This is a genomic window from Massilia niabensis (genome assembly GCF_042655085.1).
GTDB lineage: Bacteria > Pseudomonadota > Gammaproteobacteria > Burkholderiales > Burkholderiaceae_D > Telluria > Telluria niabensis.
This window is the reverse complement of record NZ_JBHSMU010000015.1, coordinates 598799-613317: the sequence shown is the minus strand read 5'-3', so window position 1 is coordinate 613317 and position 14519 is coordinate 598799. Positions and strand designations below refer to the sequence as shown.

At 60.3% G+C, this 14519-nt stretch carries 14 protein-coding genes and 1 tRNA gene; 7 read left to right on the top strand and 8 right to left on the bottom strand.

The window, feature by feature from the left end:
- The first annotated feature begins 102 nt into the window (after nt 1-102).
- From rpmB to ACFPN5_RS17160, 3 genes are all read left to right on the top strand, one after another.
- Nucleotides 103-339, top strand: a complete 237-nt coding sequence (rpmB, locus tag ACFPN5_RS17170) for a 50S ribosomal protein L28 (protein WP_379784994.1) — start codon at nt 103-105, stop codon at nt 337-339.
- Nucleotides 340-352: 13 nt separating this feature from the next.
- Nucleotides 353-520, top strand: a complete 168-nt coding sequence (gene rpmG, locus ACFPN5_RS17165) for a 50S ribosomal protein L33 (RefSeq protein ID WP_056157216.1) — start codon at nt 353-355, stop codon at nt 518-520.
- Nucleotides 521-661: 141 nt separating this feature from the next.
- Complete coding sequence (locus ACFPN5_RS17160; RefSeq protein WP_379784993.1) at nt 662-1744, top strand: lysozyme inhibitor LprI family protein; 1083 nt, start codon at nt 662-664, stop codon at nt 1742-1744.
- 63 nt (nt 1745-1807) lie between these two features.
- Here the strand turns inward: ACFPN5_RS17160 and ACFPN5_RS17155 are convergent, their stop codons facing one another.
- The 5 genes from ACFPN5_RS17155 to ACFPN5_RS17135 form a co-directional block, all read right to left on the bottom strand.
- A complete protein-coding gene (locus ACFPN5_RS17155) occupies nt 1808-3016 on the bottom strand; it encodes a DesA family fatty acid desaturase (RefSeq protein ID WP_379784992.1) in 1209 nt (402 codons plus the stop codon).
- A gap of 200 nt (nt 3017-3216) precedes the next feature.
- On the bottom strand, nt 3217-4494 hold the full coding sequence (locus ACFPN5_RS17150) for a mechanosensitive ion channel family protein (RefSeq protein WP_379784991.1): 1278 nt from the start codon (nt 4492-4494) through the stop codon (nt 3217-3219).
- Between the two features lie 18 nt (nt 4495-4512).
- Nucleotides 4513-5835, bottom strand: coding sequence for an RsmB/NOP family class I SAM-dependent RNA methyltransferase (locus tag ACFPN5_RS17145; RefSeq protein WP_379784990.1), 1323 nt, complete (start codon nt 5833-5835; stop codon nt 4513-4515).
- A 27-nt stretch (nt 5836-5862) separates the two neighbouring features.
- Nucleotides 5863-6492 carry a phosphoribosylglycinamide formyltransferase gene (gene purN, locus ACFPN5_RS17140; RefSeq protein ID WP_379784989.1) on the bottom strand — a complete coding sequence of 210 codons (630 nt, stop codon included), beginning with the start codon at nt 6490-6492 and terminating at the stop codon, nt 5863-5865.
- Nucleotides 6493-6685: 193 nt separating this feature from the next.
- Complete coding sequence (locus tag ACFPN5_RS17135) at nt 6686-7084, bottom strand: barstar family protein (RefSeq protein ID WP_379785731.1); 399 nt, start codon at nt 7082-7084, stop codon at nt 6686-6688.
- A 354-nt stretch (nt 7085-7438) separates the two neighbouring features.
- Between ACFPN5_RS17135 and ACFPN5_RS17130 the strand changes: the two genes are divergently transcribed.
- The 4 genes from ACFPN5_RS17130 to ACFPN5_RS17115 all read left to right on the top strand — a co-directional run bounded on the left by ACFPN5_RS17130 (nt 7439) and on the right by ACFPN5_RS17115 (nt 10854).
- A complete protein-coding gene (locus tag ACFPN5_RS17130; protein WP_379784988.1) occupies nt 7439-7951 on the top strand; it encodes a glycine zipper 2TM domain-containing protein in 513 nt (170 codons plus the stop codon).
- 126 nt (nt 7952-8077) lie between these two features.
- Nucleotides 8078-8872, top strand: a complete 795-nt coding sequence (locus ACFPN5_RS17125; RefSeq protein ID WP_379784987.1) for a spermine/spermidine synthase domain-containing protein — start codon at nt 8078-8080, stop codon at nt 8870-8872.
- Nucleotides 8873-8898: 26 nt separating this feature from the next.
- A complete protein-coding gene (gene tfpB, locus ACFPN5_RS17120) occupies nt 8899-10719 on the top strand; it encodes a type IV pilus assembly ATPase TfpB (RefSeq protein ID WP_465263176.1) in 1821 nt (606 codons plus the stop codon).
- Nucleotides 10720-10778: 59 nt separating this feature from the next.
- A tRNA-Lys gene (locus tag ACFPN5_RS17115) sits at nt 10779-10854 on the top strand.
- Between the two features lie 115 nt (nt 10855-10969).
- Here ACFPN5_RS17115 and ACFPN5_RS17110 read toward each other — a convergent pair.
- From ACFPN5_RS17110 to ACFPN5_RS17100, 3 genes are read right to left on the bottom strand one after another with little or no spacing between them, the layout of a single operon-like run.
- Complete coding sequence (locus ACFPN5_RS17110) at nt 10970-12970, bottom strand: T6SS phospholipase effector Tle1-like catalytic domain-containing protein (RefSeq protein WP_379784986.1); 2001 nt, start codon at nt 12968-12970, stop codon at nt 10970-10972.
- Nucleotides 12967-13737, bottom strand: coding sequence for a DUF3304 domain-containing protein (locus ACFPN5_RS17105; RefSeq protein ID WP_379784985.1), 771 nt, complete (start codon nt 13735-13737; stop codon nt 12967-12969). Before ACFPN5_RS17105 ends, ACFPN5_RS17110 begins: the two co-directional genes overlap by 4 nt.
- Entirely contained in the window at nt 13707-14519 is an 813-nt protein-coding gene (locus tag ACFPN5_RS17100) for a DUF4123 domain-containing protein (protein ID WP_379784984.1), read from the bottom strand. The genes ACFPN5_RS17105 and ACFPN5_RS17100 overlap by 31 nt, the downstream gene beginning before the upstream one ends.

The window sequence follows — 14519 nt, the reverse complement described above, 5'->3', positions numbered from 1 at the left end:
CGAAGACACAATTGTTTTTCGCAAGTGATTGATTCAGCGACGGTTTTCACGCTATACTCTCGTTTTTCCGAATTCGGAAGTTTATTCATTAAGGAGTGCGCTATGGCACGTGTCTGCCAAGTTACTGGCAAGGGTCCGATGGTTGGCAACAACGTCTCCCACGCAAACAACAAAACGAAACGCCGTTTCCTGCCTAACCTGCAGAATCGTCGCATCTACGTCGAATCCGAAAACCGCTGGGTCTCGCTGCGTTTGTCCAACGCCGGCCTGCGCGTCATCGACAAGCTGGGCATCGACGCTGTTCTGGTCGACATGCGCGCTCGTGGCGAAAAAGTCTAATTAGGGAGCTATCATGGCAAAAACTGGCCGCGACAAAATCAAGCTGGAATCGACCGCAGGTACTGGTCACTTCTACACCACCACCAAGAACAAGCGTACGATGCCGGCGAAGATGGAAATCATCAAATTCGACCCGAAAGCACGTAAGCACGTTGCGTACAAGGAAACCAAGATCAAGTAATTGGTCCTGGTGTTGTACAAGAAAAGCCGCCCACGCAAGTGCGCGGCTTTTTTGTTTCTGGCCCCCTGTGACAATCCGTGCATTTTCGGAAAGTTTGCGGCGGTATAGTGATGGGGTTCCGAATCCAACTCACATGCCCCCATGCCCCGCAGCACCTTCGCCCTTTGCCGCGCCGGCCTCGCTGCCCTGCTCCTGGGCGCCCTGAGCGCCCATGCCGCCGCTCCAGGGGCGCATGGCGCCGCCCCGGGCGCCATGCCCTATCCGAACACGGACGGCTTCGGCATGCACTTCGACAGCGGCGAGGACTGGCATCGGCAGTGCATGCGCGTTGCGCACCTCGCCCCATCGCGCACCTATGCCGCCACGCCCACTGCCGAGGGCCAGCACACGAAGGCGACCGATCTCTATTACCTGAAACGCGACCAGACCAGCACCACGGCCGCCAAATGGAGCCGGGTGCGCGAACAGGCCCAGGCACTCGGCGACGATGCCGTACTGATGATGTTGTATGCAAACGGCTACGGCGTGGCCCGCGATACCGATCGCGCCATCTACCACGCCTGCCGGCTGGACGCGGCAAAGGCCGAGATGGAAGCACGCGTGGACTACCTCGCCTCAGGATCCGTTGCGTCCGACCGCCAGCCGTTCGACTTGTGCGATCACATCACGAGCGGGCGCATGGGCGGCGTCTGCGCCGCGATTGGCGAGGGGCGCGACGATCGCACCCGGCGTGCGCGCCTGGACCGTTTCGCAGCGAAGCTGCCGGCTGCGGCACGCCAGCCGTTCGCCCGGTTGCGCAAGGCCGCCGACGCGTTCGCACAAAAATCGGCCGATGAGGTGGACATGACCGGCAGTGGCGGCGCCGGCTTTGCGTACCGACATACCGGGCGGCGTGACAAGGAGTTCATGGAAACCCTGTTCAAGGCGGCAGGCGGCAAGCTCGCGCGCGCCAGCGCGGCGCAGCTGGAACGGCTCGAGCGCGAGCTGAATGCGCAATACAGCGCGGTGTTGGCGACCCCATCCGAAAATGAAAACCATCCGGGCCGCATTCACTACCTGACCGTGACACGGGAGGACGTGCGCACCACCGAACGCGCGTGGCTGGCCTACCGCGACGCGTGGGCCGCCTATCTTGCTGCGGCTCGCATGCCCACCGACCTGGTGTCGGTCCAGGCGGAGCTGACCCGCCAGCGCATCGCCCAGCTCAGGAAGCTCTCACGTTAGCAACAGGCAAAAAAAAAGCGGCTCCCTCGGGAGCCGCTTTCGTACAAACTCTCGAAGCGCGCGTTACGCGTAGCTGCGCAGGCGCAGGGAAAACTCCTGCAGCGACTTGATGCCGGACGCTTCGGCACGTGCGCACCAGTCCTGCAGTTGCTGGAGCAGCTGGTCGCGGGTGGCGTGCGAGCGCTCCCAGATCGCGCCCAGCTCGACGCGCATCTGGTGCATCGTTTCCAGCGCCTTGCTGTGCTTGAAGAGTTCGACCAGCTGCTCTTTCTGCGACAGTTCCAGCTTGGCCGGCTCGCGCTGCAGCAGCTTGCGCGACGACTTCAGGAAAGGCTTTTCCAGCTCGGCCTTGTGCTTCAGGTGCTCGAGTTCTTCGTGGAACGCGCGCTTGACCGACTTGGTATACTTCGCCATCACATCGTAGCGGTTGGTAATGACCGACTGCAGGGTGTCGAGGTCGGCAATCGTCTTGTCCTTGGCAAACTTCGGTTCCGGCGCCACTTTCTTCACCTTTGCCAGGCCCATCATTTCCAGGGCGCGGATATAACCCCAGCCCATGTCGATCTCGTACCACTTGCTCGATAGCTTGGCCGAGGTGGCATGGGTGTGGTGGTTGTTGTGCAGTTCTTCGCCACCGATCAGGATGCCAAACGGGAAGATGTTGGTGGCCGCATCGGCGCAATCATAGTTGCGGTAGCCCCAGTAGTGGCCCAGGCCATTGATGATGCCGGCCGCGGTGATCGGGATCCACATCATCTGGATCGCCCAGATGGTGATGCCGATGACGCCGAACAGCGTGAAGTTAATGAACAGCAACGCGATCACGCCCCACAGGCTGCGTGGGGTGTACAGGTTGCGCTCGATCCAATCGTCCGGCGTGCCGTGGCCGTACTTGGCCAGGGTTTCCTTGTTCTTGCTCTCGATCTTGTACAGTTCCGCACCTTCGAGCAGCACTTTCTTGATGCCGCGGGTGACCGGGCTGTGCGGGTCTTCCTCGGTATCGCATTTCGCGTGGTGCTTGCGGTGGATGGCAGCCCATTCTTTCGTGACCTGGGCCGTGGTCAGCCACAGCCAGAAGCGGAAGAAGTGACTCGGGATGGCGTGCAGCTCCAGCGCCCGGTGCGCCTGGTGGCGGTGCAGGTAGATGGTGACGCTGGCAATGGTGATGTGGGTGACGATCAGCGTGTAGATCACGACTCCCCAGCCAGAAAGGCCGATCAAGCCGGTATTCAGGAATTCCAACACGGGATGCAGGATGTTGCTAAAGCTCATTAAGGCTCCAAAGTGATTGCTTGTCTAAGCACGCCGTCTTTTCTGGGAGATGGTCGTAAAGGGCGGTCCAGAGAGACCGCACCGCAACCCCACATTCTACGCACTTCCGATGACGCACGGCACGTGAACGCATGTAATGTGCACTTCAGCCCGGAAATGTGCGCCATGGCGATGACGGATGTGCACTATGCGCGTCACATTTACGACAGGATTTGCGACGGCATTTGGACAGGCAAGCCGAGCCGGATGGCGCCGGAGTGCACCAGCGCGTAGATATTCTGGTTCACAGCGGAAATAACACCGCCGCCGCCCTTCTCCGCGTCGACGATGAAAAAGCCCAGCTCCAGCTCGTAACCGGTCGGGCCGAAGGCATTCAGCTGCACCGACGGCGCCGGGTCCGCGACCACGCGTTCGACGCCGTCGGCCTGGCGCACCAGCAGCGCCATCACCTCGTCGAGGTTGCTGTCGTAGGCCACCGTGAGGCGGGTGGACAGGCGCACCGCCTTGTTCGTCGCCGACTGGTTCAGCACGACACCGGTGATCAGCATTTCGTTCGGCAGCAGGGTTTGCGTGCCGTCGAGCGCCTGCAGCACAGTCGTGCGGGTATTGATGCGCGTGACGCGGCCGGAATACTTGTCCACGGTGATCGGGTCGCCAATCGACAGGCTGCGTTCCAGCAGGATGATGAAGCCTGACACATAATTGCTGGCAATACGCTGCATGCCGAGACCGAGGCCGACGCCGAGCGCGCCGCCGAAGACCGACAGTACCGTCAGGTCGAGCCCGACCAGGCGCAGGCTGATCAGCACCGATACCAGGATCAGCAGCGCACGCGCCATGCGCGCCAAGACGACGCGCGAGGAGGTGTGCAGGCCGTCCAGGCCCATCAGCCGCTCTTCGATGGCAGCCCCGGCCCACAGGGCAAGCATCATCAGTACGACGACCGAGACGGCCCCTTGCAGGATGTCCAGCAAAGGAATCGGCGTTTTCCCGATCGGCAGCCGCCTGTCCTCGAGGAACTCGATGATGTCAGGCCACATGCCCATGAGATAGAGCGCCACGCCCGCCCACACGACCAGCGCCAGCACTTTCTCGAAGGTCTGCAGCGCCGTGCCGATCTGCCCATGGCGCGCGAACACCCGCCGTAGCAGGTAGAACACGATCCGGATCAGCGCCATCGAGGTGAACAGCGGCAGCGCGACCCCCAGCAGGTGCACGCTCTGGTGGCGCGCCAGGAATACCTTGGCCAGCCATACCAGGCCCGCGATCAGCAGCGGCGCCAGCACTCGCCCGAAACCTTCGACACCGATGCGCCGGATGCTGCCGTGGTCTTCGTTCTCGTGCAGCCAGCTGCGCCGGATGAAGCGCGCCAGCAGCAGGCCGACGACGACCGCACCCAGGATGGCCAGCGCCTGCCACAGGATACGGGGATTGCTGATGTCCTCGAGCAGTTCCTGCAGCAGGTCGGTCAACGGCATCTGGGCGGTTCTCCTTGGTTACTCTTCGGCGGGGGTTTCTTCGGCAGCGGTGTCTTCGACAGCGCGCTTCGGCGCCTTCGGAGCCATTGGCTTACGCTCGAGCACGGCGGCGAAGAAGCCGTCGGTGCCGTGCTTGTGCGGCAGCAGTTTCAGGTACTGGTCCATGTCGAGGTCGATCTTTTGCTCGGCCAGTACCTTGCTCATCGGCACGAGGTCGAAGTCCGGGTGCGAGGCCAGGAATTGCTCGACGATGAAGTCGTTCTCTTCGTTCAGCAGCGAGCAGGTGGCGTACACCAGGCGTCCGCCGCCCTTGAGCAGGCGCGCGGCGCCGTCGAGGATCGCGGCCTGCTTTTCCTGCATCTCGGCCACGGCGCTCTCCGGCTGGCGCCATTTCACGTCGGGATTCCTGCGCAGCGTGCCCAGGCCCGAGCATGGAGCGTCGACCAGCACGCGGTCGATCTTGCCGGCCAGGCGCTTGATCTTGGCGTCGCGCTCGTGCGCGATCAGGACTGGGTGCACGTTCGACAGGCCGCTACGCGCCAGGCGCGGTTTCAGCTTGGACAGGCGCTTTTCCGACACGTCGAACGCGTACAGGCGGCCGGTGTTGCGCATCGTGGCGCCCAGGGCGAGCGTCTTGCCGCCGGCGCCGGCACAGAAATCGACCACCATCTCGCCGCGGCGCGCGGCCACGATCTGGGCCAGCACCTGGCTGCCCTCGTCCTGGACTTCGATCGCGCCTTCCTTGAACAGCGGCAGGTTTTGCAGCGTCGGCCGTTTCAGCACGCGCAGGCCCAGCGGCGAGTACGGCGTCGGCGTGGCCGTGATCGGCGCTTCCGCCAGTTTGGCGATGACCTCGTCGCGATTCGCCTTGACCGAATTGACGCGCAGGTCGAGCGGCGCCGGCGTGTTCAGCACAGCCGCCAGTTCCTTCGCATCCGCCTCGCCGTACTGGGCCACGAGCTTGTCGTACAGCCATTGCGGCATGTTCGCCTGTGCCAGTGGCGGCAGCAGGTTGCGGTCGATTTCCTTGATGCGCGTGAGGAACTCGTTTTCTTCATCGGAGAGGCCGCTGAGCGACTCGATGCCGACCGTTTCCGACAGGCCCAGCAGCGCCAGGCGGCGCATCGACGGCTGGCCGCCGGTGCCACCGAACTCGGTAAAGAAGGTTTTGTTGCGCAGGACGCTGTACACCGCCTCCGCAACGACGCCGCGTTCGCGCGAACCGAGGCGCTGGTGATCCTTGAAGTAACGCGACAGGGTGACGTCGGCCGGGGCCGTAAAGCGCAAGATCTCGCGCAATACCTCTTCGGTACTGCCGAGTATCGCTGGTGGCAATCTCATGAAAATCCTTGAATATGAACTACTGAATTAATTACTGGTGTCGGCGAGCTGGGTGTCCAGCACGCGGACCTCGCCATGTTCGATGCGCAGCCTGTCCTCGACGAACAGGCGTACCGCGTAAGGGTAGAGCTTGTGCTCCTCGACCAGCAGGCGTGTTGCCAATGTCTCTTCGGTGTCGCCGGGCCGCACGTCGATGCGCGCCTGGGCGACGATCGGGCCATGGTCGAGCTCGGCCGTCACGAAATGCACGGTCGCGCCGTGTTCCTGCTTGCCGGCGGCGAGGCACTGCCCATGCGTGTCCAGCCCCGGAAAATCCGGCAGCAGCGACGGGTGGATGTTCAGCATGCGCCCCGCATAGTGCTCCACGAAGGGCGCCGTGAGGATCCGCATGAAGCCGGCCAGCACGACCAGGTCGGGCGCAAAGCGGTCGATTTCAAGCTGCAGCGCGCCATCGAACTCGGCACGCGTTGGGAATTGTTTGCTCGGCACGGTCGCGGTCGGAATGCCCTGGGCCTGGGCAAAGGCCAGCCCTTTTGCATCAGGCCGGTTGCTGATCACCGCGGCAATGCGGGCAGGCCACCCTTCGGCTTTCGCGGCGCGGACGACCGCTTCCATGTTGCTGCCGCGGCCAGAAATGAGGATGACGATGTTTTTCATAGCGCGCATTGTACCGTATTGACCCCCGCCAAATGTGACAGGGGCAGCGTCGAGGGTCCAACAAACCCGTCAGGGCAAGGCGCGCCGTCGAAGACAGTACGGTAGTACGGCGAGACGGTGCAACGCCGCCATGGCGGGTTTGTTAGACACTCGGCCGGGGAATCCCGGACCGGCGGCGGCAGGCCGCGTTAGCTTATTGGAACGAATAAAAGACGCGGAACGGCACTTTCTTTTCGGCCCAGTATTCGGCCGCGTCGCGGAACACGTCGAGCAGGGTCTCGCGCGCTTCCTTGTCGAATTTCTGGGTGTTGGGCAGCTGTTCCAGCACCACGAGGAAGCCCGGCTGGGGGCCAGCGTGGAAAATCGTCTCGGTTAGGCAGGTGCGCAGGGCGTCGAAATTCTTGCTGCAGGGCTTGGGGAAATAAAAATTCTCGCCGATGCGGGCGCATACCTGTTGCTTGGTCAGCGTGTTGGCGCAATGCGCGTACAGGAAATGGTGACCCATGCGTACCGCTTCTTCCAGCAGTTCCGGCACGCGATAAGCGCGAATGGACTGCACAAGATTGGACGGCACTCTCGTCAACAAACTCATTTTTCCCTCAAGTTGGTTTGGTGTGTGGCCGGGCGCCAACGCGGTTCTCCTGATCGTTTCCACGCGCCAATAAATCACAAGTGCAAGGGTAACCTTTTGTGGTAAACGAAGCAACCCGAATGTGCCCGAATGCCGGAAATGTGAAAGAAATTGCCGCTTTTCCAGCCCTTTATCACCGGATTGGGCCACGTTTCCGTGTTTTCGCATTTTCGGCACGCGCGTGTCGAGCGCGGCCAGACAGGCATGCGGCTGTTACATTTTGTAGCCACGTCGACCCGCCAGACGGTCGCAGCAGGATTAACATACATGGGTGGACGTACTCTACCCATTCCCGCACCAACGACGAGGTTCAACATGAACATGCCAACCAGATTACTGATTTCCGCCCTGGGGCTGTGCGCCCTTCCGCTTGTCCAGGCTGCGCAGTTCGAGGACTTCGGACGCGTGGTGCGTGTCGAGCCGCGCGTCGAGCAGTTCAGCCAGCCGCGCCAGGAGTGCCGCACCGAATACCAGCAGGTGCCTGTGCAGCAGCAGCGCGGCGCCGGCGGCTCGATCGTCGGCGGCATCGCCGGCGCCCTGCTCGGCAACCAGATTGGCGGCGGTAATGGCCGGGTGGCGGCAACTGCCGCAGGCGCGATTGCCGGCGCGGTGGTCGGCGACCGGGTCGAGAACAACGGCCGCCAGTACAACCAAGGCATGCAGGAACAGGCGGTGCGCCAGTGCCGCACCGTCGACGCCGTCGATTCGCGCACGGTTGGCTACGACGTGACCTACGAATACCGCGGCCAGAACCACACGGCCTTCATGCAGCGCGATCCGGGCAACCGCGTGCGCCTGCGCGTATCGGTCGAGCCCGACCAGTACTAAGTTTTCCAGCGTTTTGCCATCGGCGTGGAGGATGGCCCCCTCCTTCTCTACGCCGACTCATTCCCGTTGCGCTTGCGCAGCGGGAACCCCACCCCTGATAATAGGACGATTCCACCAGGTCGCCCTATGCTCATCAGACGCAAATCCATCGAACAAGCCGAATCCTCGCGCCGTCCCGCGCGCAAACCCAAATTCGCCCCCGTGACGCTGTCCGAACAGGACGGTGTACGCTATCTCCATTTCGGCACCGAGTGGGTGCAGGGCGCGATGCGCATCCGCAAGCCCGACTGGCCGGAGCTGGAATACGCGCAGCAGATGATGGCGTGGATGCTGTTCAATGAGTCGCCCCGCAACATCGTCCAGCTCGGCCTGGGGGCAGCCACGCTCACCAAATACTGCTACCGCCAGTTTCCCGAAGCGCAGGTCACCGCCGTCGAACTGAACCCGTCGGTCATCGCCATCTGCACCACCATGTTCAAGCTGCCGCCCGAAGACGGGCGCCTGAACGTGCTCGAGATGGATGCGCTCGACTTCGTGAACGACCCGGACAACCACGGCACGCTGGACGTGCTGCAGTGCGACCTGTACGACGCCACCGCGCGCGGCCCGGTGCTCGACACGCCCGAGTTCTACCGCGCCTGCAACGACTGCCTGCTTGAAAACGGCATCATGACCGTCAACCTGTTCGGCGACCACCCGAGCTACAACAAGAACATCAAGGCGATGCGCTTCGCGTTCGCCCACGTGATCTGCCTTCCGGAAGTACACGACGGGAACGTCGTCGCGATCTGCTTCAAGACCAGGCCGGAACTCGACAGCGGCGCCCTGGCCGCACGGGCTGCGCAGATCGTCGCGGCGACCAAGCTGCCGGCGAAATCGTGGGTCAAGGGTATTGCGAGCTCAGTTAGTCCTGCGCGTTAAGCCGTGATCTACTTCAGGAGGGAACCTTGAACGACAACGCCCAGCTCACTTCCCTCCCCCGCACTGCGGCGCGCCCGCGCCGCCTGGACCTGCAAACCATTTTTTCGTGGCTGCTGGCCGACGGGATCGTCGACAAGGACAAGGTAAAAGCCCACTTCGCCCAGGCCCAGGGCATCCTGAGGAACGCGGTCGGCTCGATGCATCCGCTCACCGCCGTGGCGCAGTGCAAGCTGGTGTCCAGCCAGCCGCCGCACCGGCTGCTGACGCTCGACATCCTGAGCGAATGGTGCGCGGCGAAGGTCGGCCTGCCGTTCGTGCGCATCGACCCCTTGAAGATCGACTTCACCAGGGTGGCGGACGTGATGTCGGCCAGCTACGCGGCGCGCTTCAACATCCTGCCGCTCGACATGGGCGCAACGACGCTGACGGTGGCGACGAGCGACCCGTTTGCCACGGAATGGGACGTCGAAATCGCCAAGGTGTCGCGCCGCCGCATCGAACTGGTGCTGGCGAACCCGCTCGACATCGCCCAATACATCTCCCAGTTCTTCAGCCTGGCCAAGTCGATCCGCGACGCCAGCAAGACGAACGCCCAGGACGCCGCGCTGCGCAACAACTTCGAGCAACTGGTCGAACTCGGCAAGGCAAATAAACAGTTCGACGCGAACGACCAGCACATCGTTAACATCGTCGACTGGCTGTGGGGCTACGCGTTTGAACAGCGCGCCTCCGACATCCACCTGGAACCGAAGCGCGAGTTCGCGGTGATCCGTTTCCGCATCGACGGCGTGCTGCACCAGGTGTACCAGGTGCCGGCAGCAGTGATGCTGGCAATGACCGCCCGCATCAAGCTCCTGGGGCGGATGGACGTCATCGAAAAACGCCGACCGCAGGACGGCCGCATCAAGACGCGCACGCACGGTGGCCAGGAAGTGGAACTGCGACTGTCGACGATGCCGACCGCCTTCGGCGAAAAGCTGGTGATGCGCATTTTCGATCCGGAAGTGGTGGTCAAGACCCTGCCGGAACTGGGTTTTCCGCCGGAGGACGCTGCCCGCTGGGATGCGCTGACCAGTAAGCCGCACGGCATCATCCTCGTCACCGGCCCGACCGGCTCGGGCAAGACGACGACGCTGTACACGACCCTCAAGGCTCTGGCGACAAGCGAAGTCAATGTCTGCACGGTGGAAGACCCGATCGAGATGGTCGAGGCCTCGTTCAACCAGATGCAGGTGCAGCCCGGCATCGACCTGTCCTTCGCCGACGGCGTGCGCGCGCTGATGCGGCAAGACCCGGACATCATCATGGTCGGCGAGATCCGCGACCTGGCCACGGCCGAGATGGCGATCCAGGCGGCGCTGACCGGCCACCTGGTGCTATCCACCCTGCACACGAACGACGCGCCATCGGCCATCATGCGCCTGCTGGAACTGGGCGTGCCGGACTACCTCTTGGCGTCGACCATGATCGGCGTGATGGCGCAGCGCCTCGTGCGTACGCTCTGCCCGGACTGCAAGGCGCCCGATGGAGAACTGGCCGACGACGTCTGGGAGAGCCTGGGTGGTGCCTGGAACTTGCCGAAACCGGTGACGATCTATCGTCCCATTGGATGCCCTGAATGCCGCCAGACCGGCTACCGCGGGCGCACCGGGCTGTACGAATTGCTGACCGTGTCCCACGAATTCACGCGCCTGGTCAAGGACTCCGCCGACCTCGCCGGCCTGCGCCAGCAGAGCATTCTTGATGGGATGAAGCCGCTGCGCACCGCCGGTGCCATGAAGATCGCCGAAGGTGTCACGACGGCGGAGGAAGTGCTGAAGGTCACGGCGGCGCTGTCGGCTTCCTGAGCATGCCGCGGTTGGGACTAGCGCGAACGGGAATCACCGGCTATAATGCTGCCTCTTTCGGGTCGTTAGCTCAGCTGGTAGAGCAGCGGACTTTTAATCCGTTGGTCGCAGGTTCGAATCCCGCACGGCCTACCACGAATTTGTTGTAGCAATGAAGGCGTCATGAGTGATCATGGCGCCTTTTTTGTTGTGCGCACGCAGCAGAGATGTTGAAATGTATTTCAGCCGCTCCTGAATGAGGCGCAGTCAATCAGGCAACGGTGTTGTCAGCGCCGCCTTCAACATCCGCCACAGACCGATCATTGATGGAAAGCGATGAGAGCAGGACAGAATCTTCTCCGCCATATATCTTACGGAATCTCAGGTAGCCAGCTCTGCCAGATAAACCGTAGCTCTTCCAGGAAGAATCGAACGGTTCCCTTCCGCCCGTCTTCATTCGTGGCATCTTCGTAGCCTTTCCACTCTCCTCGGCAAGCTTTGCTAGTATGTCTTTCTCATCGTTTCCTGGAAGCAGTTTAAACGCTGCTCGGGAATCGTGAATATAGTTATCGAAAAAAGATACAACCGCTTCCGGTGGTCGTGGTGTCTCTTGCCACCATCTGGCAATTTCTTCCCACTCGGCTAGATGCTCATTGTCAAATCCTGCTTTCTGCTGCACCGGACGGAACGCAGCACCTTTCCCTTTGCGCCAAAGAATAAAAGCGTTGATTTCCTGCTCAAATTCTTCCCCGGCGCTTAGAAGATCGTTTTGCTCGAACGTTGAGGCGCGTAGAAAGCTCGCTGTTTTCTGCAATGGGGCCTGTTGCGTTACACGGCGCATCAAACGCCATTCGATTTGCTTCCGAGCTTGTTCGCGCATGATTCTATGGATTGGCCCCTGCGTTTCCTGGCAAGTCGCAATGTAAGCGTTGTAAGCCTCGATTGTCGTAGACTTAACCGCGAATCTGGCCTTTGCAGTAGAACTCGCTGTCTCAAGCTTTAAAGGCACGCCATTCATGCGCGCTGCTTTGTACATCATTAGCAACGGAATGCGGGACAACATATCGTCACCATTCGGGTCAGTTCCTTTACCTTGTTCGCAAGGAGCGTAGCCGCACCCGATATCCGAATGAACGCCCGGTACGACAATTTCCTCACAGCCTGCGGGCAGATTCCCTCTGACAGAGATTGAATCGACTGGAAAGCTGCGCCGTAGATCATGTGCAGCGACCAAGTGCAGGCACCTGATACCTGGCGGAATGCGCAAACTGTCCTCAGTATCGGCCCACGCTCCGTGGCCATCGAGAAACTTTCCTGCAAAAGTGTTGCCTAGTGTATTACCAGCTCCGACCGACGCAACGGTATCGAACACTCCAAGAAAATCAAACACGACATTAAAGCCGCCCAGCGACATCTGCGCACCTCTTCCGTGAATCTCAGCGTCAAGCTTACACAGGGACTGCAACCAGTTCACGAATGCGCGAGCCATTGTCGCTCCCCGTGAAAATCCGAATGTGGAGACATAAATCGTTTTAACGATAGCCGGATCGATTTTCGCCGGCTTCCCGGTCTTCGGGTCGGGGCAATGCAGCGCAATCGCAGTCTTCAACCGTAGCAGGATTTTTTTGAATTCTTGTCGCGCGCGCATGTTAGCTTGGTTACTTGCCACAACGCTGTAGGCAGAACCAGGGTTTGTTAACACCGCACGGGAAAATCTGTTGAGTATAATGCGCCGAACCAGACCATCTAGCTCTGCTTGCGTGACCAGAGGTTCTTTCAAGAAGTACCGATGAATATTGTTAATGGCTTGTACCAGAGCCCATATAATCCTTCGTTCTCCAAGTGCACCAGAAGCGGCTCCTGCTGTAAGGTCAACACCGGTACCTGTATCGCCTACTTGCTTGAACGGAGACGAAACGCCCGGCACGTACACCTTGAAAAAATGCGTGTACCTGGCGGGTTTATGCTGCCAGTCGGTTGAGGACGGAAGTACGCCAGGGACACTCAGCCCCGGGTAGCAATCGTACAAGCGAGCTACGTTCGAGTGATTACGTGCGGTTTCCGCCTGAACGTAATTATTTTTTGTTCCATCGAAAAAGAAACCAAAGAACAAGTTCGTTTCGCACGATTTTCCGGGAATGCCAAGTGGCGGTTGCTCGCGTGGTTCAAATGTACGATGAATGTACCTTACATTTGCGCTATCAAAAAAATTATCGATATGAGTAGCAGTACTGAACTCTGCACCAATCGGCGGTGATAGGCGGGCGCTCATGGCCTTGCATCCATGACATTCTTCAGCAACTTGCGGCTACGCTCCAGCCCTTCTTCATGCTGTTTCCTTAGAAAATCGCGATACTTAGGATCGCCATGCCCAGAAAAGCCGATGAGCTCCGATGGATTATATTTCTTCGTATGAGCCCACTCTTCTTTAGTATGTTTTTCAGGGTCTTCAGCCAGCTCTGCAAGGGCAGAAAGAAAGAGTCTGACTCCCCCCTCTTCATGCTTGCGAAACAGTTCCCACCTCTCGCGCCTGTACTCAAGCGAAGCGACTGGCCATCCTTTTACTTTGCCAGGCCATTGCACATGGTCTGGTTGCAAATCGCTTGAAACAACGCTGACACTCTCGTCTGCGTTACGCAAAACCCACAACTCCCCTGGCTTGCCATCGACATACTTTGGCACCTCGACGACATGCTCTTTCTTCACTTCAGGCAGACTGCCGTCGGGCCGCTCTTTTAACCAATGGGTCGTGCGAATCGTGAGCTTGATTCCAGGCTGCCATTTACGGGGCAGCGTAGCGCAACACAAGGTACCGCCCGCCCCAAACGGGTCGATCAGTTCTCCACCGCTGCCCCGCTCCGGATTCGTTGGATCCATGACCCAGTAACTGAAGGTGTCGCCGGTGTAATTCACACCATGAAGATTGACGTCCACCGTTTGCTTTTCGCAGGCGGACAGCAAGAAGGTGCCGAGCAGGCAAGCCGGCCCCAGAAACGATCGAATCATTTTTATTTTTCCATCAGGGAAGTGTCTCGCCATGTCTGGAACGCCGTCTCCGCGGAGCAGTCGTGGCGCATCTCGGCGTGTTGCCAGTACCATGCACACCAGGGAAGCACATCGTTGTCGTCCAGAACGGCCGAGACAGCGACACGAAGCGCGGCACTTACCCGCGCATGACTTACCGAAGGATGCTTGCCGACTTCATACCCGCGGTCGCCGAGCAGTACCAGCAGTTCGTCGGCTCGGCTATCGTCGACAAGCGCGGCAAACTGCCGATTGTTCAATACTGGATTAGTGGCCGGTTCTTCCCTACTTCCCGACACCTCAAGTTCATTCCAGCACCCATCCCGACCTACGTATGACCAGCGTGCGATCGGTCCTGTGAACTGAGCACGTTGCGCGGGATCGAGCGTTCGGAAAATGGTCGGCAGACGCCGGGTGTCCGGAAAACGAAAATTGAAGCGCTGGCCGTCGACTTCGACCACGCACCATGCCGATAAGCGCTTACTGAGCTGGGCAAGCGGCTCAGGTGTTTCAATCATACTTACCATGGGCCATCCGTCGCAGCGCTGCAGTAACGAACGCACCCGCTTGTCAGGGATGGCATAAGGCATCAGAAACGGCGATAAATTCGCGGTTTCATTGTTACACCTTGGAAGCGAGGCAAATAACAATGATTTAACTTCAGTCGCCAGCGTCTTATGTAGCCCTGGAACAAATGCGCCATCGATCAGCAGATAAAGGCCTTTTGAGGTCGACGGCTCTACTGCACGCATACTCAGTGCGTCAAAAAAATCTTCTTTGAAGTGATCGATTAGCAT

Coding starts and splice junctions, on each gene's coding strand:
- rpmB (WP_379784994.1), top strand. CDS start 103: ATGGCACGTGTCTGCCAAGTTACTGGCAAGGGTCCGATGGTTGGCAAC.
- rpmG (WP_056157216.1), top strand. CDS start 353: ATGGCAAAAACTGGCCGCGACAAAATCAAGCTGGAATCGACCGCAGGT.
- ACFPN5_RS17160 (WP_379784993.1), top strand. CDS start 662: ATGCCCCGCAGCACCTTCGCCCTTTGCCGCGCCGGCCTCGCTGCCCTG.
- ACFPN5_RS17155 (WP_379784992.1), bottom strand. CDS start 3,016: ATGAGCTTTAGCAACATCCTGCATCCCGTGTTGGAATTCCTGAATACC.
- ACFPN5_RS17150 (WP_379784991.1), bottom strand. CDS start 4,494: ATGCCGTTGACCGACCTGCTGCAGGAACTGCTCGAGGACATCAGCAAT.
- ACFPN5_RS17145 (WP_379784990.1), bottom strand. CDS start 5,835: ATGAGATTGCCACCAGCGATACTCGGCAGTACCGAAGAGGTATTGCGC.
- purN (WP_379784989.1), bottom strand. CDS start 6,492: ATGAAAAACATCGTCATCCTCATTTCTGGCCGCGGCAGCAACATGGAA.
- ACFPN5_RS17135 (WP_379785731.1), bottom strand. CDS start 7,084: ATGAGTTTGTTGACGAGAGTGCCGTCCAATCTTGTGCAGTCCATTCGC.
- ACFPN5_RS17130 (WP_379784988.1), top strand. CDS start 7,439: ATGAACATGCCAACCAGATTACTGATTTCCGCCCTGGGGCTGTGCGCC.
- ACFPN5_RS17125 (WP_379784987.1), top strand. CDS start 8,078: ATGCTCATCAGACGCAAATCCATCGAACAAGCCGAATCCTCGCGCCGT.
- ACFPN5_RS17110 (WP_379784986.1), bottom strand. CDS start 12,970: ATGAGCGCCCGCCTATCACCGCCGATTGGTGCAGAGTTCAGTACTGCT.
- ACFPN5_RS17105 (WP_379784985.1), bottom strand. CDS start 13,737: ATGGCGAGACACTTCCCTGATGGAAAAATAAAAATGATTCGATCGTTT.
- ACFPN5_RS17100 (WP_379784984.1), bottom strand. CDS start 14,519: ATGCTAATCGATCACTTCAAAGAAGATTTTTTTGACGCACTGAGTATG.